General features: G+C 50.7%; 17 protein-coding genes, 1 tRNA gene and 1 CRISPR repeat array. Of the genes, 15 read left to right on the top strand and 3 right to left on the bottom strand.

The genetic code is table 11. From position 1 onward, the window contains the following. Window positions 1-11: 11 nt before the first annotated feature. The 12 genes from KIS77_22410 to KIS77_22355 all read left to right on the top strand — a co-directional run bounded on the left by KIS77_22410 (window position 12) and on the right by KIS77_22355 (window position 16,252). On the top strand, window positions 12-737 hold the full coding sequence (locus tag KIS77_22410) for a hypothetical protein (protein MCW5925086.1): 726 nt from the start codon (window positions 12-14) through the stop codon (window positions 735-737). A 129-nt stretch (window positions 738-866) separates the two neighbouring features. Next, a complete protein-coding gene (locus KIS77_22405) occupies window positions 867-2,399 on the top strand; it encodes a hypothetical protein (protein MCW5925085.1) in 1,533 nt (510 codons plus the stop codon). Beyond that, window positions 2,396-4,558: a hypothetical protein gene (locus KIS77_22400; GenBank protein ID MCW5925084.1), complete on the top strand. Its 2,163-nt coding sequence runs from the start codon at window positions 2,396-2,398 to the stop codon at window positions 4,556-4,558. The genes KIS77_22405 and KIS77_22400 overlap by 4 nt, the downstream gene beginning before the upstream one ends. Next, the gene (locus tag KIS77_22395; protein ID MCW5925083.1) at window positions 4,548-5,912 is read left to right on the top strand and encodes a hypothetical protein; all 1,365 of its coding nucleotides are present in this window, start codon (window positions 4,548-4,550) and stop codon (window positions 5,910-5,912) included. Before KIS77_22400 ends, KIS77_22395 begins: the two co-directional genes overlap by 11 nt. Beyond that, on the top strand, window positions 5,909-6,418 hold the full coding sequence (locus KIS77_22390) for a hypothetical protein (GenBank protein MCW5925082.1): 510 nt from the start codon (window positions 5,909-5,911) through the stop codon (window positions 6,416-6,418). The genes KIS77_22395 and KIS77_22390 overlap by 4 nt, the downstream gene beginning before the upstream one ends. Then, window positions 6,415-8,532 carry a TIGR03986 family CRISPR-associated RAMP protein gene (locus tag KIS77_22385; GenBank protein MCW5925081.1) on the top strand — a complete coding sequence of 706 codons (2,118 nt, stop codon included), beginning with the start codon at window positions 6,415-6,417 and terminating at the stop codon, window positions 8,530-8,532. Before KIS77_22390 ends, KIS77_22385 begins: the two co-directional genes overlap by 4 nt. Next, window positions 8,474-9,553, top strand: coding sequence for a hypothetical protein (locus tag KIS77_22380; GenBank protein ID MCW5925080.1), 1,080 nt, complete (start codon window positions 8,474-8,476; stop codon window positions 9,551-9,553). The genes KIS77_22385 and KIS77_22380 overlap by 59 nt, the downstream gene beginning before the upstream one ends. 122 nt (window positions 9,554-9,675) lie before the next feature. Then, window positions 9,676-10,947: a TIGR02221 family CRISPR-associated protein gene (locus tag KIS77_22375; GenBank protein ID MCW5925079.1), complete on the top strand. Its 1,272-nt coding sequence runs from the start codon at window positions 9,676-9,678 to the stop codon at window positions 10,945-10,947. 6 nt (window positions 10,948-10,953) lie between these two features. Next, window positions 10,954-11,331, top strand: coding sequence for a CRISPR-associated protein (locus KIS77_22370; GenBank protein MCW5925078.1), 378 nt, complete (start codon window positions 10,954-10,956; stop codon window positions 11,329-11,331). A gap of 670 nt (window positions 11,332-12,001) precedes the next feature. Continuing rightward, complete coding sequence (locus KIS77_22365; protein MCW5925077.1) at window positions 12,002-13,141, top strand: ATP-binding protein; 1,140 nt, start codon at window positions 12,002-12,004, stop codon at window positions 13,139-13,141. A gap of 232 nt (window positions 13,142-13,373) precedes the next feature. Continuing rightward, window positions 13,374-14,099, top strand: coding sequence for a hypothetical protein (locus KIS77_22360; protein ID MCW5925076.1), 726 nt, complete (start codon window positions 13,374-13,376; stop codon window positions 14,097-14,099). 656 nt (window positions 14,100-14,755) lie between these two features. Continuing rightward, entirely contained in the window at window positions 14,756-16,252 is a 1,497-nt protein-coding gene (locus KIS77_22355) for an AAA family ATPase (GenBank protein ID MCW5925075.1), read from the top strand. Window positions 16,253-16,815: 563 nt separating this feature from the next. Here KIS77_22355 and KIS77_22350 read toward each other — a convergent pair. Further along, window positions 16,816-17,220, bottom strand: coding sequence for a four helix bundle protein (locus KIS77_22350; protein MCW5925074.1), 405 nt, complete (start codon window positions 17,218-17,220; stop codon window positions 16,816-16,818). 287 nt (window positions 17,221-17,507) lie between these two features. Between KIS77_22350 and cas1 the strand changes: the two genes are divergently transcribed. Beyond that, complete coding sequence (cas1, locus tag KIS77_22345) at window positions 17,508-18,494, top strand: CRISPR-associated endonuclease Cas1 (GenBank protein ID MCW5925073.1); 987 nt, start codon at window positions 17,508-17,510, stop codon at window positions 18,492-18,494. 58 nt (window positions 18,495-18,552) lie between these two features. Here the strand turns inward: cas1 and KIS77_22340 are convergent, their stop codons facing one another. Continuing rightward, on the bottom strand, window positions 18,553-18,783 hold the full coding sequence (locus tag KIS77_22340) for a hypothetical protein (protein ID MCW5925072.1): 231 nt from the start codon (window positions 18,781-18,783) through the stop codon (window positions 18,553-18,555). Between KIS77_22340 and KIS77_22335 the strand changes: the two genes are divergently transcribed. Together KIS77_22335 and cas2 are read left to right on the top strand one after the other, a co-directional pair. Beyond that, window positions 18,782-19,873: a hypothetical protein gene (locus tag KIS77_22335; protein ID MCW5925071.1), complete on the top strand. Its 1,092-nt coding sequence runs from the start codon at window positions 18,782-18,784 to the stop codon at window positions 19,871-19,873. The genes KIS77_22340 and KIS77_22335 overlap by 2 nt on opposite strands. A gap of 217 nt (window positions 19,874-20,090) precedes the next feature. Beyond that, window positions 20,091-20,579 carry a CRISPR-associated endonuclease Cas2 gene (cas2, locus tag KIS77_22330; GenBank protein ID MCW5925070.1) on the top strand — a complete coding sequence of 163 codons (489 nt, stop codon included), beginning with the start codon at window positions 20,091-20,093 and terminating at the stop codon, window positions 20,577-20,579. Window positions 20,580-20,700: 121 nt separating this feature from the next. Further along, window positions 20,701-23,399: a CRISPR direct-repeat array (repeat unit 37 nt; unit sequence CCCCAAAGCCATCTTCCAGTAAAAGAAGGGTTAAGAC). Between the two features lie 353 nt (window positions 23,400-23,752). Here the strand turns inward: cas2 and KIS77_22325 are convergent. After that, a tRNA-Ala gene (locus KIS77_22325) sits at window positions 23,753-23,826 on the bottom strand. Between the last annotated feature and the right edge of the window lie 100 nt (window positions 23,827-23,926).

Here is a 23,926-nt window from a genome sequence, read left to right as displayed (position 1 = left end):
CTATCTCTGCCGTGAAAAAAATAAAATACCTGACGATTCACTTCAAGAACGAGCTGAGCCTCCGGGAGATACCCAAGTTCCGGGGCGCCGTCATCGAGCGCGCGGGCCGGGAGCACCTGCTGTTTCACAACCACGCCGCCGAGGGCCTGCGCTACGCCTACCCGCTCATCCAGTACAAACGCATCGGCAACAAGGCCGGCTTGGTGTGCCTCGAAGACGGGGTGCACGAGGTGCACGCCTTCTTCCAAGGGCGGCCCGGCACCCTGCGCATCGGCGACCGCACCATGACGCCCGAAGTGGAACGCCTGCAGATGAACGAAGTGACGCTGCAAGCCTGGGACAAACTGTTCCACTACCGCCTGAGCAACTGGTTGGCCCTGAAAGCCGAAAACTACGCCGCCTACCAAGCCATGCCCGACGAGGCCGAACGCCGCCGCTTCCTGACCACCATCCTGCGCGGCAACCTGCTCAGCATGGCCAAAGGCCTCGGCTGGTTCATAGACCGCGAAGTGCGCGTGGAACTGCTCCACCTCAGCCCCCTGCGACTCATGGACTACAAAGGCAACCGCCTCAGCGCCTTCGACGTGCGGTTTCGCACCAACATCTGGCTGCCGGAGTATATCGGACTGGGAAAGGGAGCGGCGCTGGGGTTTGGGATGGTGGGGAGGGATAGACTACCCCAATATGCCAAAAACGACGAACCGGGAGCCGTACTGCCGGGCAGCGCGGGGGACTAAACGCCCACCCTTCACTGATTGATTCACCAACACTCATTTTTATATGCATAGTATCACATTTACCTGCGAAGTTATTACGCCGATGTTTTTGGCTGGGGCAGATTATGCAAAATTTAAAATTATATAGGTATGCCAGTTGCTGTATTAATAGACACGATTTCCATCCAGAATTATATTTTCGGAAGCAACAAGCTCAAGGAAAATATTGGCGGTTCTTACATCATCGAGAATTTGGTGTATAGGAAGATGATCCCTGAAGGTTTGGCAGTGGCAAATATCGCAAACGAGATTGACCTTTTTAATTGGGTAAATGCTCCCGCTGAATACCGCCTGGAAAAATACCTGGACGAAAAGGTCGAGATCGGCTATATCGGCGGGGGGAATGCTCTATTGATTTTCAGGAATAGATCAGACGCAGATGCATTTATTAAATCGTACTCAAGACTCATTCTGGCTCATTTTCCGGGTATCAAACTAGCTTTTGGTTTGCACGACGGTTTCGACTATCGGGAAGGAGAGGAGTACAAACGCCATCAAAGAGGGTTACATAAAAGTCTCATTCAAAACAGAAATTTTTCGACAGTTCAGGTGCTGCCTCTTAAGCATGGTATCGTGGAGGACTGTCCTTGGACGAATGAAGCACAGGAGACAATCGACATACAATCTAGAAGTTTCATTTCTAAAATGGCCCAATCAAGAGTAGGATTTGTCAAGGATGCTCATAACTCACTGAAGGAGAAATTCTCGGCTCAAATAAGAGAGGATTTCACTTTTACCGATGAATTGGAAAGGTTTGGCCAGCCAGATGACAAGGGCTATATCGCAATCGTCCATGCTGATGGCAATGGAATGGGGCAACGATTTATTGCTTGTAATAGCTTGGCCGAAACCCGTAAGCTTTCAGCAGGTGTAGCAAAATTTGCGGATAAAGTAATGGAGAAACTGATCTCCTATCTTGTAGAGAGATTCAGTCAAAATGGCCCATTAGCGGACTGGGAACTTGATTTAGAGGGCGAAAGAAGGATTCTGCCCATCCGACCTCTTATCCTTGGCGGCGACGATATCACCTTTGTCTGCGAAGGCAGATTGGGCGTTCATCTCGCAGAAAAGCTACTGGAGTACATGGCAGAAACACCTATTAATGAAAAACATATTTCCGCCTGTGCCGGCGTCGCAATTGTCCATACCAAGTATCCATTTTATAAGGCCTACCAACTCGCTGAGGACTTAATCGGGCGAGCAAAAAAGGCAAGCCGAGAACATAATGATTCATGGCTCGACTACATGATTTCTACAGGCGGGTTCTCCGGATCATTAGATGAAATTATTAAAGATCAATTTACTGTTGCTGGCAAAGGAACACTAAAGAACGGTCCGTACTGTGTGGATAGGGGTGATTCTAGCATGAAGGCGCTCTTGGAAGGAATGATACGCTTCCAAAAAGGATCAGGTGGGTATGAGAAGTGGCCTCGCAACAAGATCAAGGACTTGCGCGATGCGCTTCGCCGGGATGAAGCCTATCAAACTTATTTCCTGAACGAGCTCCAGGCCAGAGGTCTGAAACTGCCGAATGGCAAGGAAAAACTTTGGGATGGAGATAAAACACCCTACTACGATATGATCGAACTATTGGATTTTTACCCTGAAAGTTTGTTGCTATGAGCTATATTTTCAAAATAACGACTGAATCTTACTTGCTCACCGGTTCCGGCGAAGGCGCAGCGCTTATAGACGCTGATGTAGTTTTTCACCTAACTGGCTTCCCTATGATCCCAGCACGGCGTGTTAAAGGAATGCTTAAAGAAAGCCTGGAAGAAGTCCTGGAAATCTTTGGTAAACCCAAGCAAGAAGTTGACGCTACGGTTTCCAGCCTTTTTGGATATCCAGGAACCGAAACATATCAAGGAAAACTGCTTTTCCACAATCTCATGCTTGATGGATGGAATCAAATTGTTGAGGAAATAATGGATGTCCCGAAAGATGGTCTCTTGCAGCCCAATTTCATAAAGTCCTATTTTACGACTGAAGTCCAGCAAACGGCCATTGGTAAGGAGGGAAAAAGGGATGAAATTGATGGTGTCGCTAAGAAGCGTAGTCTGCGCAATTACCGAGTGATTAAGCCAGGCTACACCTTCGTGGCTCCCCTGACATTAACAGATGTGCTTACTCAGGAGGAGGAGAAATACCTGAAATATGCAGTACTTAACTTGCGGCATGCTGGTACGCGGCGTAACCGAGGCTTCGGAAAGATAAAATGCCAGCTTGAGCCCATAAAAGCGGATACGCATGTACCGGCAGAACAGTCGGAAAGACATCCGGCAACATTTGAAGCAGTTATAGTATCTATCAGCACCCTTTCTCCGGTAGTCCTGGCTGACCTTCAGGGAGAACAGAATACCGTATTTACCCGCAAATACATATCCGGCAATCAACTCCGTGGCCTTTTAGCCAACGCCTACATGCGCAGCCGAGGTTTAGCCTACGGAAAGGCCCACCACGATCCAGATTTTCAAGAATTGTTTGTTTCAGGCAAGATAAAGTTTGGAGACCTGGGATTTAAACAGGGCAAAACCATTCCCCTTCACTTACATGAATATAAACGATATTCTCAAAAAAAACCTATTTCGGTATTTGCAAAAAACGAAAACGACGGAGAGATTACCAAATCCATAAAGGGCATTGGCCAAATCCAAAACGGAATTATTCTAAAAGATGGCTATACCCCCAAAACCACCTTCAACTTCCACAACAGCCGACCGAACAGGGCAGCGGGCCGAAATACAGAATTGGATGCAGAGGGCGGCATATTCTACTACGAGTCCTTGAACGAGGGGCAGACTTTTCAAGGGTGCATTGCCGGCGAACCAGGCTCTCTGAGCAAGCTCCTCGCGGCTTTTCCGGCTTCGTTTAAGGCGCGTCTGGGACGAAGTCGTTCTGCTCAGTATGGATTTATTGAGGTATCGCTTGAGCCTAATGGCCAGGTAAATAATACAAAGCAATTGTCTCCGGGGGAATATGTACTGATCTTGCAAAGCCCCCTGATTCTGCTCAATGAATGGGGCTTCCCCAGCCCAACCGTTGGGGAGTTGGAGAAATATCTTTCAAAAAATTGGGGATTGGAAGAAGGACAAGTAAAGATCGAGAATGCCGCAGTCGCCTTTACCAATGTGGAGCAATTCAATGCTGTTTGGCAAGCCAAATCGGAAAAAATGCCTGCTTTCAAAGAGGGCAGCTCTTTTCTGGTACATCTGCCAAAGATTGAAAATATTCCAACTCACCTTGGAGAGTGGGCTGAACAAGGCTTTGGGAGAGTGGTTTTTGAGTTATACAATCCGGGGGCGAAATATGAGATTGGAAAACCTTCGGATATAAATGAAATGAGTACTCAAGAACAACAAAATCAGAATGTAAAGTTTGCAAATGCAATACTGGTTGAAATTCAAAACAAATATAAAGCCGAGGAAAAGCAGATTGAAGTGAAAACAAAGGCTATTAAGGCGGCCCAAAAGTCATACAAGGGCATAAAAAATCATCTAATAGGAAGAGTCGAAGCTGTATTTCAACGAGCAACTTCTCAGGAATACGTCGATGATTGGATTAACGCTCTTTTCAGGGCCAATTCTAGTGGAAAACCGGCAGCCGAGAAATTATTAAATGCAGAAATACTTCACGAGGTATCAGATAAAGAGTTAAAAGAGACAGGGGTTAAGGCAAAATTCGCAAAAACTGGGCTGGGTGAGTTGCCTTTTGAACTTACCCGCATCTACTGGATCACCTTCTTCCAAACTCTCCGCAAAAAGAACAAATCAGATGGCAAATAATAACAGATACGACGACCGAGTCATCGGCAAGGTCATTTTACGGGCGACGCTGACCAACGAATCTCCACTCCTAATTGGGCGCGGTGGCGGTGATGCCGTGGATATCGAGGTGATGCGGCTGCCGGATGGCAAGCCTTACATTCCTGCATCCTCCATCGCGGGCTGCCTGCGGAGCTTCAGCGGCGGGCAGGATGGCTATTTCTGGGGTAAAACGGGCCGAAACGAGAAAACAGGCAAAAGCGAACTGCATCCGCTACAAAGCCATATCCGCTTTGATGATTTGATTCCCGAGTCACCCTATAACCCTAAAGACATTGTGATGCGGGATGGGGTCAAAATCGACCACGAAAAAGGCACCGCCGAAGACAAGAAAAAATATGACTACCAGATCGTAGAGCCGGGTCTAAATTTCCCCTTTCGGGCAGAAATTACCTTGCGCGCGAGCATGGAGACCGGCTGGGAGGATTTCGTTAAAGGAATAAAGGCATCCATCGAAAGCCCGCATTTTCGCATCGGTGCCAATACTAACACAGGTTTCGGCAAGGTGACGTGTACTGGCTTCCAAGCCTTCCACTTCCAATTTCCAGAGAAGGCAGAGGAATGGTTCGAGTATCTGGATAAGAGCACCATTTCCATTCCTGAAATGGCCATCGAGGCTATGCCTAAGCAGCTTGGCAAAGGCTCTTTTTCCATCGAAGCGACTTTCCGTCTGAAATCCAGCCTCATGATCGGGGCCTACGGCATCAACGGCAATGAGCCTGACAAGAGCCAACTCAAGAGCAGAAAGCAGCATGTGCTGCCAGGTAAATCTATCCGAGGAGCCATCCGGCACCGGGCAGTGAAAATTTGGAAAATCATGGGCAGCGATGAGGCTGCTCCGTTTGATTTGTTTGGCCATGTCAGCGAAGATGAGAAAACCCAGATTCGCAGCCGTTTGCGGGTGGAGGAGTTTCAGTTTCAGGAAGAGGAGGTTGAACCCATGGTGCAAAACCGCATCCGCATAGACCGCTTTACCGGCGGCGTGATTGATGGAGAGCTGTTTAACTCCGAGCCAGTCTGGACTACAGGCCGAGAACAGATTAAGCTGACCTTCACTATACTGAAAGGTGCCACCGAGGAAGAGAAAAAACTCCTGCTCATGCTGCTCAAAGACCTCTGGCTCGAAGACCTCGCCATTGGTGGGGAGAAAAATGTGGGCCGGGGCATCCTGATGGGTCTGAGTGCCGAAGTCTGGAACGATGGCCAAAAAGTAGCCATCTTCCAGCGTAAAGGCCAAGGCCCCGAATTGGAATTCATCAAAGGTAGCGCCGCAGCCCTGAACAAACTTGTCAACCATCAACCTGCCACAACATGAGCCAGTTACTCACACCTGTATATTCTATCAAAAAAATAGCCTCTGCTTCCATTCCAGTTGGTTGGGAGGGTGCCGATGCCATTGCTCAACAACTTTCGGAGGGCTATATCGTACTTTGGCAGCACCATGCAATCTTTACCGGAGTCATTGAAGGCGGGAACACTACATGGCTGAACGATATTCAGCCGGTCAGCGGAGACGAGCACCTCTTCAGGGTACGTGCATTCAATGAGGCAAAGGAGTTCCATTTTTGGAAAACCGGCGGCAACATACAGGGGCGATTGCGGACTGACGCTCCGGGAGAAGGTCAGGAAATAGTCGATGCTTCTATGATGTTGCGGGGAGTAGTCGGAAAACTCCTTCAGAAAGCTCATGCCGACCTTGCAGTTTCTGACTTAGCGGTTGTCACCCGCAACTATATAGATTACGATGCCGCCACCCAGCAGGCCGGCTATGTGGACAGCCGCTTTGTGAAATTTCAACCTTTTAACATAAACCAACCATGAAAACCGCAAAATTGATCAAGCAAGGCAAAGGCTGGCAACTGGCAGGGGAGAAGACGCTCCCTGTAACAGGTGATTTTGGACTTACCGATGACATGAACGGTCAGGAAGTTGAATTTGACAATTCGGGAGGGCCGGTCAAGGTCATTCGCTTCAATGGCAAAGATTACACCAAACAACAAACACAGCAGCAGGATATGGCAAAGTATCAAAAACATTACGGAAATGAACGCCACGGTAAGTATCAGCAACAAGGCAACCGAGGCAATCAAGGCGGCGGCGGACGACAAAATGAACCTGCTCGGGCGCCATATAATTTTGTGCCACTGAATGATATCGTGGTACCCGCCGAAACTGGGGTTGGGTTTGACTCTTTTGCAGAGGGGAGATTGTCGGGGTATATTGAGTTAGAAGTCAAAGCGCTTTCGCCGCTTTTCATCAAAGGGCATGATGGTGAATTTTTCAGAGCAAACGAAAATCTATACATTCCAGGAAGCTCAATAAGAGGCCTGACAAGGCACATACTAGAAATTGCTTCATATTCTGCCTTAACCATATTTGAGGACAAAGTCTTTTATCGTCGTTCAACGCTCACTGATGATGGTGATAAAGTATATGCTGGTTTCATGAGATACATGAATGGGGGATACTTGATTTTTCCAGGAAATGCTAAGCAAGAACCCAGTTCAGACATACGCCAAGCCTATAAGTACAAATTTAGCAACGATGCCTGCACCTTTTCTACCGGAAAGTTTGGCCATCGTCTTATTGTATGGAAGATTAATATATCCGAGGGGATAGAGAAACCAGTACCAAGTCGCGTGATTAAAAGTTATCAATCCGATAATACGAGGAGCGAGCAAGCGATTGACCTGATAAAATCTTTGAGAAAAGGTTTGATTCTAAACTCAATAGGAGAAAAAATCAACAGGGAAACTATTGAGATTCCAAAAGAATTAGGTATCCCGGTATTCTATCGTCTAAATGATAATGGTACAGTTTACTCTATTGGCCACGCCAAGTATCACAGGATGCCGTACTCCTCATCCGTTTCTGACCATGTCCATCAGACTAAACTAACGAATGGATTTGATTTTGCCGCGTCTATTTTCGGAACAACGGAGCACGCCAGCAAGGTGTTTTTTGAAGACCTGCATCCGCTTTCAGAAGTGCAAACAGTACTGGATGAAGCGAAACACCCGAAGATACTTTCCTCACCAAAACCAACTACCTACCAACATTATCTTGAACAACAAAAGGGCGTATCACCGAAAAAATGGTCGGATGCAGGAGTTCCTATTAGAGGTTTCAAAAATTATTGGCACCGCAAAACGAGTAGTGATCTACGTGATCCCCATACTTGGATAGAAACAAAAAAGGAGATCACAAAAAGTCACCATCCCCCAATCAATCCGGTTTCACAGGGAAGTGTTTTTGGGGGTAAAATCCGATTCGAGAATCTTACCAGACAGGAGCTTGGAGCGCTTTTGCTTTCATTGGATTTACCCCAAGGATGTGGGCATAAGCTTGGTTTAGGAAAACCGCTTGGACTGGGATCAATCCAGATCGTCCCTAATCTTACGTTAATCAATCGAAAGGCACGTTATGCTGAAGTTTTTGACTCAGAGGCTACCTGGTCTGCCGCAGAAGAACTTGTTGAGAAGATGACTCCATATGAAGACGCTTTTGCCAAATATATTGCAAAGCATACTCAACAGCAGATAGATGATTCTAACTCCTATTGGGAGAAAGATGCTCGAATGAAAGAGCTCAAACATATGCTTACTTTAGAACAGATGCCAGGGAGGGTTTCTTGGGAAAACAGGACACGCTACATGGAAATTGAGCGGAATGTCAATGAGCAAATAACGAATGAATATAAATACCGCCCCATCCTCCCCCCCCCCCTCCGAAGCAGTAAAACCCAACATATACACCAAAGACTAACCAACCATGACCCTCCTCCAACTTCTCAGCGCTCAGACCCTTCAGAACCTGCTACCGATTATCGCGCTCCAGCCGGAGCGAGTGGTGTCGGTTGCAAGCAAAGGTGGTTTTTTGAATACAGCCGAATGGATAAAAAATGCCTACGAAAAACTCAGGAAAAAGCATCCTGATCTTCGAAAGATAGAGTTTATTGGATATCAGGAGGCAACGTCCTCAACTCCCGATGTGCAGGAGGCGCAATCGCTGGCGATCAAGTACGCCGATAAATATCCTGACCTATGCCTCAACTTCACAGGCGCAACAAAAATGATGTCCGTTGGCGCCTATCTGGTAGCTAAGGATAGGTGTCTTTCTACTTACTACTGTGATACCCAAGCCGGCATTATCGTGCCGGGAGGCACCAGCCATAAGCAAGAAAAGATTGATATAGGCCCGATCTTCGACTTGCTGGATGTGGAAGTGATCTTGGAGGCCTATGGCAAGTCATTGGGCAAGCACTGGCGCTCCCAACCAAGAACAGATGCAGAAATTGCATTTGGGAAAACGGCTTTTTCATTGGTACAAAGCCAGCAGTTTAAATTCCATAGGTTTATCCAAGAAATTAGAAAGTCTGCTCAACCTGGTAAACCTTTGCCGGCCTCACCGAACCCTGCCATTGAGGCCTTTTTGCACCAGGCAGTCGCCTTGGGCTACCTTAAACGCCATAATGGTACTTATGAGCTGCCTTTCCGTGACTTGCACAAGGACGCAAGAGAGAAAAAGGATCATAAAGAACAGATGCTAGCCTATTTGGACGGTTTTCCCTTTGAGTATTACGTTTATGACCTTGTGAATCACTCCAATCGCTATGCAGCACCGCTTAGCAATGTGGAGCCTGTCGGCGACCCGGTATCCTTTGGAGAGGTGGATATCATCTGTGTTGATAGAAAAGAAAAAGGTCTGGCTTGTATTTCTTGTAAAGGGAGTTTCACAGGGGCAAATAAGTTGGAGCACCTTGAATCCTTTGTCCAAAGGGCCGATTACCTTGGTGGCATATTCAGCAAGAAAATTTTGTGCGTAGCAAGCAGTTTTTTCCCTCCTATCCAAAAAAAAGAAGACCCAGACTTCCGCCAAATCTTGACTGACAAGTGCAAGTCATTGAAAATTGAACTTTTTATTGGCTCAGAGATACAGAAGCATTTTCAAGGCTGAGTTTTTCCTTCAGTTCAAATCATCACAGAGCATGGTCTACTAACTATTTTCTTGAGTAACATTTATGCCTCCAATCTTGAGCGCTATGCGTTCAAAATTCAAATCAACAATCATATCTTGCCATGCCACGAAAATTCATCTCCTTCCTCGGCGCCATTCCATACGAGCCTGCGCGGTATTTTTTTGATAACAATACCGCTTTGTTATCACAGCCGACCGTATATGTTCAAGAGGCTATTTTTGAAAAAGTGCTAACCGATTGGCAGCCAACCGATGCGGTAATAATTTTTACTACGGAACAGGCTCTGCATTACAATTATCAGAACAGAATTACCCGGGGAGAGGGTCTGCTCGAAGGAAAAGGGCTGGAGCAAATTCTGCAACGTCTGAGTCAGCAAGGGCGTATCGGATTATTTTCTGCCGTCAATATTCCGAATGGAAACACTGAAGAAGAAATCTGGGCCGTTTTTCAGACTGTTTTTCAAAGTATTGCGGAAGGGGACGAATTATATTTTGATATTACCTATGGTTTTCGCTCCTTGCCAATGCTTGGTATGGTGCTGTTGGATTACGTTCGCACCTTGCAGCAAGTCAAGATAAGGCGAATATTTTATGGAAATTACGAGGCGGGCCGAAATAACCAGCGACCGGGTGAAGTAGTGAACGCCCCGGTACTAGATTTAACGCCCTTTGCTCAATTACAGGAGTGGACGGCTGCCGCGCGGGCTTTTTTGCAAGGTGGAAATGCCGAACCAATCGCTTCGCTGACGGAGCAGAATAATCCGGAGATTAGTCGAAATTTACGGTTGTTCGCACCGGCTATCCTGACCTGCCGAGGTTTGCAGATAACCAAGGATATTGATATATCCTCTTTTAAAACGCTTGTCGATAGCAGTCTGACCCTTCCGATTGCGGCTCAGTTGCGACCGCTTCTGGAAAAAATCCAGGAAAAGCTGTCCCCATTTTCAAGTGATAACCTGCAAAACGGCCTCAACGCGGTTAAATGGTGTATCGATAACGGTCTTATTCAGCAAGGGTACACCTTTCTGCAGGAAACGATGGTCAGCATAGTACTTGAACGCGTACTTTCTTCGGCATATCTTACCGAACGCAAATATCGTACGAATGCCGGCGCTGCCTTAAACGGCATTAAACCCGACAGGCTACGGCTACGATCTGATGAGACGATTCCCAATGACGAATATACACAACTGTTTGACTACGTTCAACGGCACCCGGGTTTGGTTGATCTTTATAAAAGACTTATTGGACATGACGGTCTGCGAAACGACATCAATCATTGCGGATTCAAAACAGGGTATGCTATGCCTTCAACGCTTAAGGATGAACTTAGCACCCTATATCAACATCTTATACAGATAAATTTACAATAACCACCCATGCTCCTCAACCTTTCCAACCACCCTTCCCCCCTCTGGCCCGACAACCAGCAAGCAGCGGCCCGCGGGCAATTTGGCGAGATCGCCGACCTGCCTTTTCCGGCTATTGATCCCGACTGCGACACCGCCGAGGTGGAGCAGATGGCTGCCCAGTATGAAGCCTTAGTGGCCGAGCGCTTGCAAGGGGCAGCGGCACCAGCGGTACACCTGATGGGCGAGATGTCGTTCACGGTTGCGCTTACGGCCCGCTTGCAGCGGCGCGGCCTCCCCGTTTACTGCAGCACCACCCGACGCCAGGTCATCGAAGAAAAAGACGGCCGCAAAACCACCCAGTTTGTTTTTGTCCGCTTCCGGCAGTACCCCGCCGTCCAATCGTAAATCGCCTCTTGCTCGCTCGGCCGTCTCGCTCGGCAATCTAAATCGTAAATCGTAAATCGTAAATCGTAAATCGTAAATCGTAAATCCAAAATCGTAAAATTCAAAATCCCTCCACCAGTTTCCGTTGACACCACTAGATTACAACATACCCCGGCACGCCGCTCCCAAAACGGCGCGCCGGTTTTTTACGATTCCGGCACGGCGAAAACTCCGACAGATCGAACCACGCGCGCACACGTCCGCCTTGCGGATGCGTGTACGACGACTCGCCCCCCCCCATAGATGAGGGCCGACAGCGCGGGGGCGTTGCCCGAGGCCTCGTTGAATGCCCGGAGGCCCTTGAAAAAGTCGGCCTAGGCTCCTCGAGTGAAATGCTAGTGCAATTCCGACACCGAGCGAATGCCGATTGGACGAAAGTTTGACGATTTAGGAATCGGATTCCTAAATTGTCAAAACCATAAAAATTTTCCCCGATGCAAAATAGGCTGCCTGTCGGCACCACACCTTTGCTCCGTTGAACGCCAGGAAGCAATCCGAGCGAAGAAAACTCGCTGCCCATGCACCGCGCCCGCGGCACTAGGTCCACGCTCCGAACAAAAAAATCTGTCCCCACCCGCCCCTGTTCACCAAAAAGCCATACTTTTGGTGAACGAAAACACAAAAAGCAGTTATGATTGTACGTTTTCTATTGGATCGCTTGCGTGCCCGTATGTTTCGGGGCAAGGCACTGATCGTTTTGGGTGCCCGGCAAACCGGGAAAACCTCGCTGGTACGGCAGTTGATGGCCGAGTGGGCCGACCAATCGGTGTTTCTGAATGCCGACCGCCCCGAGGTGCGGCGCCAGTTGACGGATGCTTCGGTGCCGGTGTTGCGGCAACTGACCGGCAATGCCCGCGTGGTGATCATTGACGAAGCGCAGCGCATCAAAAATATTGGGCTGACGTTGAAATTGTTCACCGACGAATTGCCGGAGGTACAGGTGGTGGCCACGGGTTCATCGGCCTTCGAACTGGCCAATGAAATCAACGAGCCGCTCACTGGACGAAAATGGGAGCACTTCCTGTACCCGATCGCGTGGGCCGAACTGGAGGCCGACACCTCCCCGTTGGCCGTGCGCGAGCAATTGGAAACCCGCCTGATCTACGGCATGTACCCAGAGGTCATCAATCAGGCCGGCAGCGAACGCGAGGTGCTGCTGTCTTTGTCGGGCAGTTACCTGTACAAAGACGTATTCGAGTTTCGCGGGGTGCGGAAGCCGGAGCTACTGGGGCAGTTGCTCCAGGCACTGGCACTCCAGTTGGGCGCGGAAGTGTCGTACAACGAGCTGTCGCAGCTGCTCGGGGTGGACAAGAACACGGTTTCCAACTACCTGGACCTGCTGGAAAAATCCTATATCGTGTTCCGTTTGATGCCCCTAAGCCGCAACCTGCGCAATGAAATCAGTAGCAACCGGAAGGTATATTTCTATGACAACGGCATCCGAAACGCCGTGCTCGAGAACTTCAGCCCGCTGGCGCTCCGGCAAGATGTCGGCGCTTTGTGGGAAAACTTCCTGATCAGCGAACGCTGGAAAATCAACCAGTACTTCGACCGGCACGGCAAACGCTATTTCTGGCGCACCAAGGCACAACAAGAGATTGACTACATCGAGGAGGCCGACGGCCAGTTCCGGGCTTGGGAGTTCAAATGGAATCCCAAGGCCTCCGCTCGGTTCTCCACCGCTTTCATAGAGGCCTACCATCCGGTGGACACCATGGTCGTCTCGCCGGACAATTTCGAGCTGTTTTTGCGTCCAGTTCAGGGGGGCTGATTTTTTTTTCAAAAATTTTCCCCGATGCAAATAGGCTGCATTTCGGGCCGCCACCTTTGCACCGTTGAACGCGGGAGGCAATCGGGGGGAGCGAAAAAAAAAATCGCGCACCCGGGAACTCCAAGCCTTCCCCCACGGGTTTAGCGCCTCGTTGTTCATCAACATCGCCGGAGAAGTTTTTTTCTCGGCAAAGCAAAAAAAGTGACATCGCCACGGGCGGCACACGCGAAAAATGAAAAAATCGCTGCCCGTGCACCGCGCTGTGAGCATCCGCCAGATGCCCGCGGCACCGGGCCGCGACCCATTGTTCACGCTCAAACTTTGCTTTGCTATGGCTTACTTTCCTGTCTTCAACCCTGCCCGGCTCCCACTCCCCTCGGGTGCTGCAAGTGCGCAGCAGCTGCTGGCCGACCAGTTCGGCGGCGCAGCCGACCTGACGAGCGCCGAGCGCCAGGCTCTGGGCCGCGTGCGCGGCTTGCTGGCGGGCCAGCCATCGGACGAAGCGCAAACGGCGCAGCGCTTGGCCGCCGTAGTGCCCGGCATGACCAATGCCGTGACCTACCGTCCCGACCAAAATGCTTTCGTCGGCACTGGCTACACCAGTGCGGCCGGCAACACCTACTTCAGCACGGCACGGCTGACCGCCGCCATCGCCATCCGAACCGACATCGGCATCGGCTACGCTCGCGTCTTCCTCAACGCCATCCACATCTACTCGGCCGACGGCCAGCGCCGCCTCTTGGCCCACCGCGACTACCACTGTTGTTTCTACTCGGAACAAGCCGTGATGAGCGGTGCCATCGCCCTCCTCCGCGACCTCATTCTCGACAGCATTCCCGCCGACCAGCGTGCCCACGCAGAGGCCGATGCCCGCCTATTGGCCGAGCGCATCGTCCGCGAAGCCTACACCAACGACCAAGTACAACTCCTGCGCACCAAAACCGCCCTGCTGGATTGAACGATTTGCGATTTACGATTTGCGATTTACGATTTATGATTTACGATTGCCGAGCGCGACTTGAACGATTTACGATTTATGATTTACGATTGCCGAGCGCGACTTGAACGATTTACGATTTACGATTTATGATTTACGATTGCCGAGCGCGACTTGAACGATTTACGATTTACGATTTATGATTTACGATTGCCGAGCGCGACCGATAACCCACACTACCATACATTTTTACTGTCATTTTCAAAAATAGGCTTTGTTGCATGAATAAATAAAATTTGGCCATATTGTTTTGTTCCAAATAAATTTCAAAATTTTAGTCAATTAATAAATTTTAAAAATTCAAATTGCCAATTATCCAAAGAAAAAATGTTCATGCAACAAAGCCTCAAAAATATCCAGTAATGTACCGATACCCACGTTCAGTAATCGTAAATCCAAAATCGCAAATCGCCAAGTCTCGCTCAGCCCCACGCTCGTCAATCGTAAATCGTAAATCCCAAATCGTAAATCGTAAATCCCAAATCGTAAATCGCAAATCGTAAATCCCAAATCGTAAATCGTAAATCCCAAATCGTAAATCCCAAATCGTAAATCGTAAATCCCAAATCGTAAATCGTAAATCCCAAATCGTAAATCGCTAAATCGTAAATCCCACCATGTCGCTCCTCGCCCACTTCCCCGCCACTACCGCCCTCACGGCAGACCAGCGTTCGGCCCTCGAGGCCCTGCAAGCGTTCATGGCTGCCGACGGCCCCGATGCGGCCCAGGTGTTCGTCCTGCGGGGTTATGCCGGCACGGGCAAGACCTTCCTCATGCAGGGCGTAGCGGCATGGCTGCGCGCTGCCGAGCGCACGGTGTTGTTTGCGGCGCCCACCAATCGGGCTGCCAAGGTGCTGCAATACCGCACCGGCACGGAGGTGCTGACGCTCCACCGCCTGTTGTACGAGTACGCCGACGGCGAGCACCGCTTGATGGGCCGGCCGGAGCACTTTGGCGATGCTCCGGTGCTGGTGGTGGACGAGTCGTCGCTGCTGGCCGATTTCACGCCTGAAGGGGCGGACATGCGCTTTGGCAGCGGCCAGCTGCTGACCGACCTGCTGCTTTTTTTGCAGCTCGACCGCTTTCCCGGCACCCGCATCGTGTTCGTGGGCGACCCGGCACAGCTGCCGCCCGTGGGCATGCGCTATTCGCCGGCGCTGTCGGATGCCAACCTGCGGCGGCTGACCCGGCGACCGGTGGCCGTAGCCGAACTGACGACCGTGGTGCGCCAGCAGGCCGACAACGGTATCCTGACCGTGGCGCACGCCATGCGCGAGGCCATCGCTGGGCGCGACTTCCAACCCCGGCTGCCGCTGGAGCGCGTCCGCGAGGTGCGCCTCTGCAACGGCTCGCTGCTGCTCGACAAGTACTTCGAGCGCAGCCCCGAGCGCCCGTCGGGCCGCCAGATCATTCTGGCGCACAGCAACGAGGCCATCCGCGCCTACAACCGCGAGGTGCGGGCACGCTATTTCCCGGAGGCCCAAGACCGCGTGGCGGCGGGCGACTTCCTGCTGGTGACCAACAACCTGTACGGCCTGGAGACGCCGCTCACCAACGGCGAACTGGTGCAGGTGGTGCAGACGGGAGCGCTGGAAAAGCGCACCGTACGCGCAGCCCGGAGCACGTTCAAGCCCGTGGAGTGCCCGCTGCTCGCGTTCACCGAGCGCGAGGTGATCGGCGAGTTCCACTTCCGCGACGCGCTGGTGGCCGTGCGCACGGGCGACGGGCAGGTGCGCCAACTGGCCGTCAAGGTGCTGGAAAACTGGCTGCTCGCCGGCGGCGACCAGCCGTTCCCGGCAGCGGCACAGTACCTGCTCAACCGCATCGCCTACGACCGCTTCTTCGAGGCCAACCGGGCACTGTACTACCAAGACCGGGAACGCTTCAAGAGCCTGCGCAAGCAGTATGCCCGCACCGACCTGTACGCCAACGCCTTGCGTTGCCGATTCGGCTATGCCATCACTTGCCACAAGGCGCAGGGCGGCGAGTGGGACTTCGCTTATGTGGACATGTGCGCCCAGATGACCCGCGACAGCGCCGAGTTTTACCGCTGGAGCTACACGGCGATCACGCGGGCGAAGAAGCGGGTGTATTTGCGGCTGAACCCAAGATGATTTTTGGATTTACGATTGACGATTTACGATTGCCGAGCGAGAGGGCCGAAGGGATTTTTGGATTTACGATTGACGATTTACGATTGACGATTTACGATTGACGATTGACGAGCGAGAGGGCCGAAGGGATTTTTGGATTGACGATTTACGATTTACGATTGACGATTGACGATTTACGATTGACGATTTACGATTTACGATTGACGATTGACGAGCGAGAGGGCCGAAGGGATTTTTGGATTGACGATTTACGATTGACGATTGACGATTTACGATTGACGAGCGAGAGGGCCGAAGGGATTTTTGGATTTACGATTTACGATTTACGATTTACGAGCGAGAGGGCCGAAGGGATTTTTGGATTGACGATTGACGATTGACGATTTACGATTGCCGAGCGAGAGGGCCGAAGGGATTTTTGGATTGACGATTTACGATTGACGATTGACGATTGACGATTGACGATTGACGATTTACGATTGCCGAGCGAGAGGGCCGAAGGGATTTTTGGATTGACGATTGACGATTTACGATTGCCGAGCGAGAGGGCCGAAGGGGGGCATTTAGGGGTCGTTGTTTTTGGGCGGTTTGGGGGGCTTGGAGGGTTTGGGGGAGGCTGGTTTGGCGCGGGAGGTTTTGATGGATGCGACGATGATGGCGAGCAGTTCGTCGGCTTCTTTGTAGAGCGGTACCACGGGGGGGCGGAGTTCGGCAGACAGGGCGACGGCGAACTCGAGCCAGAACATGGACTCGTCCAGTTCTTCTTCGACGGTCTTGAGTTTGTTGATAAAGTCGGGCGTGGACTTGCCCCTGCACGCCGCTCGATAATTGGCAGCCGCCGAAGGCGCCGACCGCACCAACTGCCCCCGGACAGCCTTAAACTCCGGCTCTTTGGGAAACTGCCGCGTGAACAGGACGACCGCCACCGCCCAGTCCTTCAAGCGTTTCTTTAGTTCATCTTCCGTCATAAAAACAGTATTTTAAAATGACAATCCAAAACAAAACTATCAAACAAAAACCAACCTAACCAATAATTTTTTCACTCGTCAACAAGAAACGTCTCGCTCAATCCTCTCGCCCGGCAATCGCAAATCGTAAATCGCAAATCGTAAATCGTAAATCGTAAATCGTAAATCGCAAATCGTAAATCGCAAATCGTAAATCGTAAATCGTAAATCGTAAATCGTAAATCGTAAATCGCCTGGTCTCGCTCGGCAATCGTCAATCGTAAATCGTCAATCCAAAATCAAAAGCCATGCAAGTTTACATCAACACACCCGGCTGCAAGGTCAGCATCAAGGAGGGCCACTTGGTGGTCTATCCGCCCAAGGCCGACGAGGCGGCGGAGGTGCAGCGCGTGCCGTTGCGGCAGATCGAGACGGTGTTTGTGCACCGGGCCACGCTCCTGACGGCGGAGCTGGCCTTTGCGGCGGTGGAGCACGACATAGACGTGCAGTTTGTGGACCGGCGGGGCAAGCCCGAGGCGCGGCTGTGGAGCAGTCGGTTTGGCAGCATTTCGGTCATACGGAAAAAGCAAGCCTTGTTTGTGCAAAGCCTCTTAGCGACTGCTTGGGTACAGCAGCTGCTGGCTGAAAAATGTGAGCATCAGGCTGCTCTATTGCTCAGCCTTCCCCAGCCGGCGGAAGAAACCTTTGCTGCGGAAGCGGCCATTAAAATTAGCGAATATCGTACGCGCATCCTCGCCGCCCCGCAGGAGCGATTGAGCGATGCCGCCCCGAAATTGCGAGCACTGGAAGCCGCTGCATCGAAGACTTATTTTCAGGCTTTGAGCACAATGATGCCGCCGCAGTACCGCTTTGCCCAGCGCTCGCAGCATCCGGCAACCGATATGTTCAACTGCCTGCTCAACTACGCCTACGGCATCCTCTACGGCAAGGTGGAGCACGCGCTCATCCGTGCCGGCGTGGACCCGTTCATCGGCATCTTTCACCGCGACGAGTACAACCGACCTGTGTTAGTGTATGATGTCATCGAGAAATTTCGCCACTGGGCCGACTTCGTGGTGTGCCGCCTGTGTAAGCAGGAAGTCATCTTTCTGGAGTTTTTTGAGGTCGAGCAAGGAGCCTTCTGGCTCAATCCTTACGGCAAGCGTATCCTCATCCAAGCTTTTGCCGACTATATGGACGAGGTAATCATCTGGCAAAAAATGGAGCGTTCGCGCTACACCCACATTGACCTAGCCGCACAAGGGCTGGCCACGTTATTTAAAGGGTTTGAGTGACTTTGCGATTTACGATTTACGATTTACGATTTACGATTTACGATTTACGATTTACGATTTACGATTTACGATTGCCGAGCGCGATTGCCGAGCGAGACCGATACCCCCGTTCAGTAATCGTAAATCCAAAATCGCCCAGTCTCGCTCGGCCCTCGCGCTCGGCAATCGCAAATCGCAAGTCTCGCTCGGCAATCGCAAATCGCAAGTCTCGCTCGGCAATCGTAAATCGTAAATCGTAAATCGTAAATCCCAAATCGTAAATCGTAAATCGTAAATCGTAAATCGTCATGTTTTACCTCGGTCACAACCTGCTCGACACCGCTGCTGCCCTCCAGCCCGCCACGCTCGAATCGGTCTTTCACCGCTTGCGCGACGATGCCGCACTCCGCGACGACACCGAGCGCCTGCGTCGAGTGAAACAGCTCGATGCCAGCGCCTACACCCGGCTGAAGGTGCGGCTGCCCTTCTTTTGCTGCGGCCAATTTGACGGTGGCCTGCGGCGCACCGAGCATTTTGAGCAAATCCAAGCTTGGGTGCTCGATGTGGACAAGCTCAGCGGCGATGCAACAACCCTCGCTGAATGGAAGACCCAGCTGAGCGCCGACGAGCGCGTGGCGCTCCTCTTCCGTTCGCCCGGTGGCGACGGGTTGAAACTCGTGTTTCGACTCGACGAGCCTTGCACCGACACCAAAACCTTCACCGATGCCTACAAAGCCTTTGCCTTTGCGTTCGGGGAACAGTATGGACTGAGCAAATACATTGACTTTCGCACCTCGGATGTCACCCGTGTCTGCTTCATGGCCCACGACCCACTTGCCTACGTCAACCCTCTGGCCGACCACATCGGCTGGCGCGGCCTTCTGCCGGAGCAAACCCAGCCAGCAATGGCCGAACTATTGGCCGAAAAAACCGGAGCGGCCGCACAACCCGCCGCAGAAAAACCCGGGCGCAGCCATGCCATCCACCCCGATACTTACGCCGACATCCTGCGAAAACTACAGACCCGTGCGCGCCCCAACCCGCTCAAGCGCGACGTGTTCGTGCCTGAGGCTATCGGGCTGGCGCTGCCTGTGGTGCAAGCCGCGCTAGAGGCGCAAGGCATCCAAGTGGCCGAGGTGCGGGACATCCAGTTTGGCAAGCAACTGGCTCTGAAGTGCGGCAACGATGCGGCGGAGATCAACCTGTACTACGGCAAGCGCGGCTTCAGCGTGGTGCAGGTGCCCAAGCGCAACACCAACGAAAGCCTCTGTGGGCTGGCAGTGTTTGTGACCGAACAGGCCATTTTCAGCCGTCACGAGTGGTACGGCCGCGCCCCGCAAGAGGCCGCCGACACCATGCCCAGCGGCGGCGCGGCCGACCAAGCGGACATCCTGTTCTGAAGGCTTCACCCACCACCCGCACCACATAGCCAAGCGACCCCGTCAAAATCGTAAATCCCAAATCGTAAATCCCAAATCGTAAATCCCAAATCCCAAATCGTAAATCCCAAATCGTAAATCGTAAATCCCAAATCGCAAATCCCAAATCCCAAATCCCAAATCGTAAATCCCAAATCGTAAATCCCAAATCGTAAATCGTAAATCGTAAATCGGCACCATGGCCAAACGCCCGCGCAAACCCGACATCAGCTTCCCTGAGCGCCTGCGCCGCCTGCGCGAAGCGGGTCTTCGCACCGAGCGCCTACAAGGCTACCTGCCCGAGCGCCACCGGCAGCTGCCCGACTTGGAAGAGCGTGTGCGCAGCATCGAACACTTCCTCCGACACGCGAACGAAACCAACAACAACACGATGTTATTCTTCATCATGTACGATATCGAAGACCACAAGGTACGGCGGCATCTGGCCAAGTACCTGAGCAAAAACGGCTGCATGCGTATGCAGAAATCGGTCTTTATCGGCAGCACGGAGCACAAACGCTACCGCGAAATCGCGCAGACACTCGAAGAAGTGAACAGTATGTATGAGAATGGCGACAGCATTCTTATCTTGCCGGTCACCCGCGAAAGTATGGTGCAGCTCAATGTTATCGGCAAAGACCTAAATTATAAGATGGTGACCACGCCTCCAAACGTCTTGATAATATGAACATAAAAGGGATAACTTTGCACCTCCGAAAAATCAGGCCGACGCTTTGGAGAGAATATATGTTTTTGGCAGGTTTTTTAGAGTTAACTTACTGTTTTCCAATTTGTTTGAATAATATACCCCCCAAAGCCATCTTCCAGTAAAAGAAGGGTTAAGACCTTTGAGGCTTTCAGGGGTTAACCCCGACAACCCCAAAGCCATCTTCCAGTAAAAGAAGGGTTAAGACCAGAATGCTGCGGCATCTATTTGGCGTTGCAGCCCCAAAGCCATCTTCCAGTAAAAGAAGGGTTAAGACTCATAAGTAAAAGGTATAATGTGAATGTTACGGCGGAATCCCCAAAGCCATCTTCCAGTAAAAGAAGGGTTAAGACAACACCTTTGGCCGTCCGTCATCAGTCTTCTTACTGGAAGACCCCAAAGCCATCTTCCAGTAAAAGAAGGGTTAAGACTATTGAATTGTGACCGTCACTGTCGGCTGAGCGCCAACCCCAAAGCCATCTTCCAGTAAAAGAAGGGTTAAGACAAATTTTTGAGTTTTTAGTCCGCCTCGGGCGGCGTATCCCCAAAGCCATCTTCCAGTAAAAGAAGGGTTAAGACGGCTACTAATTCTTCGTAGAAGAAGAAACTAGGGCCAAATTCCCCAAAGCCATCTTCCAGTAAAAGAAGGGTTAAGACTTTTTGCGCAGGCGCTCAATTGCGCGCTGGGCACTCGCCGCCCCAAAGCCATCTTCCAGTAAAAGAAGGGTTAAGACAATCATGTTGTATCCCACGTCATAACTGCGAACACCTCCCCCAAAGCCATCTTCCAGTAAAAGAAGGGTTAAGACTCAACTGTAACCATCACTGTCGGCTGAGCGCCACCCCAAAGCCATCTTCCAGTAAAAGAAGGGTTAAGACCATGTCGTACAGTCCTAGTTCGTTGGCTTTTTTGCTCCCCAAAGCCATCTTCCAGTAAAAGAAGGGTTAAGACTGGGATACTATGCTGGGCTATACAACAGAGCGAATCATCCCCAAAGCCATCTTCCAGTAAAAGAAGGGTTAAGACTTGGCATTTTACTGCCAACTGGGTGCGTCTTGCCGCTCCCCAAAGCCATCTTCCAGTAAAAGAAGGGTTAAGACCTTTTAGCCTTTATATCCTCGAACTTTTCCTTGAGGAACGCCCCAAAGCCATCTTCCAGTAAAAGAAGGGTTAAGACAATTGTTCAAGCAGCATTTTGCGTGCTGCAGCTGGCGTTCCCCAAAGCCATCTTCCAGTAAAAGAAGGGTTAAGACGCACCCGTGAGATTGTGAAAGAACGCTTGAAAATTCCCCCAAAGCCATCTTCCAGTAAAAGAAGGGTTAAGACGAATGATTTTGTTTCTAGAGCTGCCATTGTGAGTTCCCCAAAGCCATCTTCCAGTAAAAGAAGGGTTAAGACCTGTACTCCTGCCCACTCTTCAGCAGTGAGCAAGTCTGCCCCAAAGCCATCTTCCAGTAAAAGAAGGGTTAAGACTTAGTTACGGTTTCTGTTCCCGTATTAGCGTTAAAGCCCCAAAGCCATCTTCCAGTAAAAGAAGGGTTAAGACTTCAGGGCACAACCCCTTTAGGGGGGTTCTTTTTGCCCCCCAAAGCCATCTTCCAGTAAAAGAAGGGTTAAGACCAGTGTCTTGTCGGATGCTGCACCCCGGTTCTCTTACCCCCAAAGCCATCTTCCAGTAAAAGAAGGGTTAAGACTCTTGAGTGTATGTAATAGACACTTCCTTTATTTCTTCCCCAAAGCCATCTTCCAGTAAAAGAAGGGTTAAGACCACTTCTAGCGGCTGTATTGTAGCACCTTCACTCCTTCCCCAAAGCCATCTTCCAGTAAAAGAAGGGTTAAGACTAGAATCTTTCATATCCCACAGTTCGTTAGGATCCATCCCCAAAGCCATCTTCCAGTAAAAGAAGGGTTAAGACGGGCCGCAGTACGAGCGAAGGTTTTCAGGGAAACCTCCCCAAAGCCATCTTCCAGTAAAAGAAGGGTTAAGACACCTTCACCACGGGAGCGTATGGACTCCCCAATATGCCCCAAAGCCATCTTCCAGTAAAAGAAGGGTTAAGACTGGACTAACCTATCACCCTCTCTGTACCGTTAGGGTTCCTCCCCAAAGCCATCTTCCAGTAAAAGAAGGGTTAAGACATGTCTAGTGAATCAAGCTTGTGGTCTTCTGCAATAGATCCCCAAAGCCATCTTCCAGTAAAAGAAGGGTTAAGACCTGCTTTCCCTGCTCATTTGCAAGGGGTGTTTTTACCCCAAAGCCATCTTCCAGTAAAAGAAGGGTTAAGACTCTGACGACCCATTCATGGGTTGGCACCTTTTATGGTCCCCAAAGCCATCTTCCAGTAAAAGAAGGGTTAAGACAACGGCGCTGGAATGGAAACGGCCCCCCCGATGGTGTCCCCAAAGCCATCTTCCAGTAAAAGAAGGGTTAAGACCCTTTGGTCTTTCGACCAAAGGACGGGGTGGCTGCTCCCCCAAAGCCATCTTCCAGTAAAAGAAGGGTTAAGACGCCGTCGGCCGTTTTTTTGGTGTTACTTTCCCGCCTCCCCCAAAGCCATCTTCCAGTAAAAGAAGGGTTAAGACCTACCATCTTTCCATCATCGGCCTTGCGCTCGTCCCCCCCAAAGCCATCTTCCAGTAAAAGAAGGGTTAAGACGACCTTCGAGATTGTCACCCGGTCTCGGATTGTGAGCCCCAAAGCCATCTTCCAGTAAAAGAAGGGTTAAGACTACTGTGACCTTGCTTAAGGGTCATAGTTTTGTACCCCCAAAGCCATCTTCCAGTAAAAGAAGGGTTAAGACATACACAGGATGCCAACTGAAAGTTGGCGTTACAGGTGATATCTATCTATGCTTCGCGCCGTTAGGTTTTGGGCATGGCTGCAATCGCAATCTGCTAAAAATCAAGAATATCAATCATGTTCATCTAACAAATCCTAGCGAATCAAGGTATAACTGTGGAGACTGTCAGGAAAGGCGACTTTATGCCTCGCGCCGCCAAATCTTGGGCATGACTACCAACACAAGCCACTCAAAATCAAAGGTGACGCTCATGTTCCTTTGACCAATCCTAGCGAATCAAGGTAAAAAAGGGTGGCGCAAGGGGGGCCTACCAACAAAAAAACCCGGCCTTTCAAAAGACCGGGCTTCGTGGGTGGAGGATACCGGATTCGAACCGGTGACCTCTTGCATGCCATGCAAGCGCTCTAGCCAGCTGAGCTAAACCCCCATCTCATCAAAAACGCATTTTTGTCGCTTTCGCTTCAAAGTGGCTGCAAAGGTAAAAGAACGGCTTTTAAAGAAACAAATCTTTTTCCTCGGTTTTTATC

The sequence above is a fragment of the Saprospiraceae bacterium genome (assembly GCA_026129545.1).
Classification (GTDB): domain Bacteria; phylum Bacteroidota; class Bacteroidia; order Chitinophagales; family Saprospiraceae; genus M3007.
Note: the sequence above shows the minus strand (reverse complement) of the source record. Positions and strands in the feature narration are given on the sequence as shown.

Coding starts and splice junctions, on each gene's coding strand:
- KIS77_22340 (MCW5925072.1), bottom strand. CDS start 18,783: ATGACGATTTACGATTTACGATTTACGATTTACGATTTGGGATTTACG.
- KIS77_22385 (MCW5925081.1), top strand. CDS start 6,415: ATGAAAACCGCAAAATTGATCAAGCAAGGCAAAGGCTGGCAACTGGCA.
- KIS77_22390 (MCW5925082.1), top strand. CDS start 5,909: ATGAGCCAGTTACTCACACCTGTATATTCTATCAAAAAAATAGCCTCT.
- cas2 (MCW5925070.1), top strand. CDS start 20,091: ATGGCCAAACGCCCGCGCAAACCCGACATCAGCTTCCCTGAGCGCCTG.
- cas1 (MCW5925073.1), top strand. CDS start 17,508: ATGCAAGTTTACATCAACACACCCGGCTGCAAGGTCAGCATCAAGGAG.
- KIS77_22405 (MCW5925085.1), top strand. CDS start 867: ATGCCAGTTGCTGTATTAATAGACACGATTTCCATCCAGAATTATATT.
- KIS77_22355 (MCW5925075.1), top strand. CDS start 14,756: ATGTCGCTCCTCGCCCACTTCCCCGCCACTACCGCCCTCACGGCAGAC.
- KIS77_22335 (MCW5925071.1), top strand. CDS start 18,782: ATGTTTTACCTCGGTCACAACCTGCTCGACACCGCTGCTGCCCTCCAG.
- KIS77_22395 (MCW5925083.1), top strand. CDS start 4,548: ATGGCAAATAATAACAGATACGACGACCGAGTCATCGGCAAGGTCATT.
- KIS77_22375 (MCW5925079.1), top strand. CDS start 9,676: ATGCCACGAAAATTCATCTCCTTCCTCGGCGCCATTCCATACGAGCCT.
- KIS77_22370 (MCW5925078.1), top strand. CDS start 10,954: ATGCTCCTCAACCTTTCCAACCACCCTTCCCCCCTCTGGCCCGACAAC.
- KIS77_22400 (MCW5925084.1), top strand. CDS start 2,396: ATGAGCTATATTTTCAAAATAACGACTGAATCTTACTTGCTCACCGGT.
- KIS77_22360 (MCW5925076.1), top strand. CDS start 13,374: ATGAAAAAATCGCTGCCCGTGCACCGCGCTGTGAGCATCCGCCAGATG.
- KIS77_22365 (MCW5925077.1), top strand. CDS start 12,002: ATGATTGTACGTTTTCTATTGGATCGCTTGCGTGCCCGTATGTTTCGG.
- KIS77_22350 (MCW5925074.1), bottom strand. CDS start 17,220: ATGACGGAAGATGAACTAAAGAAACGCTTGAAGGACTGGGCGGTGGCG.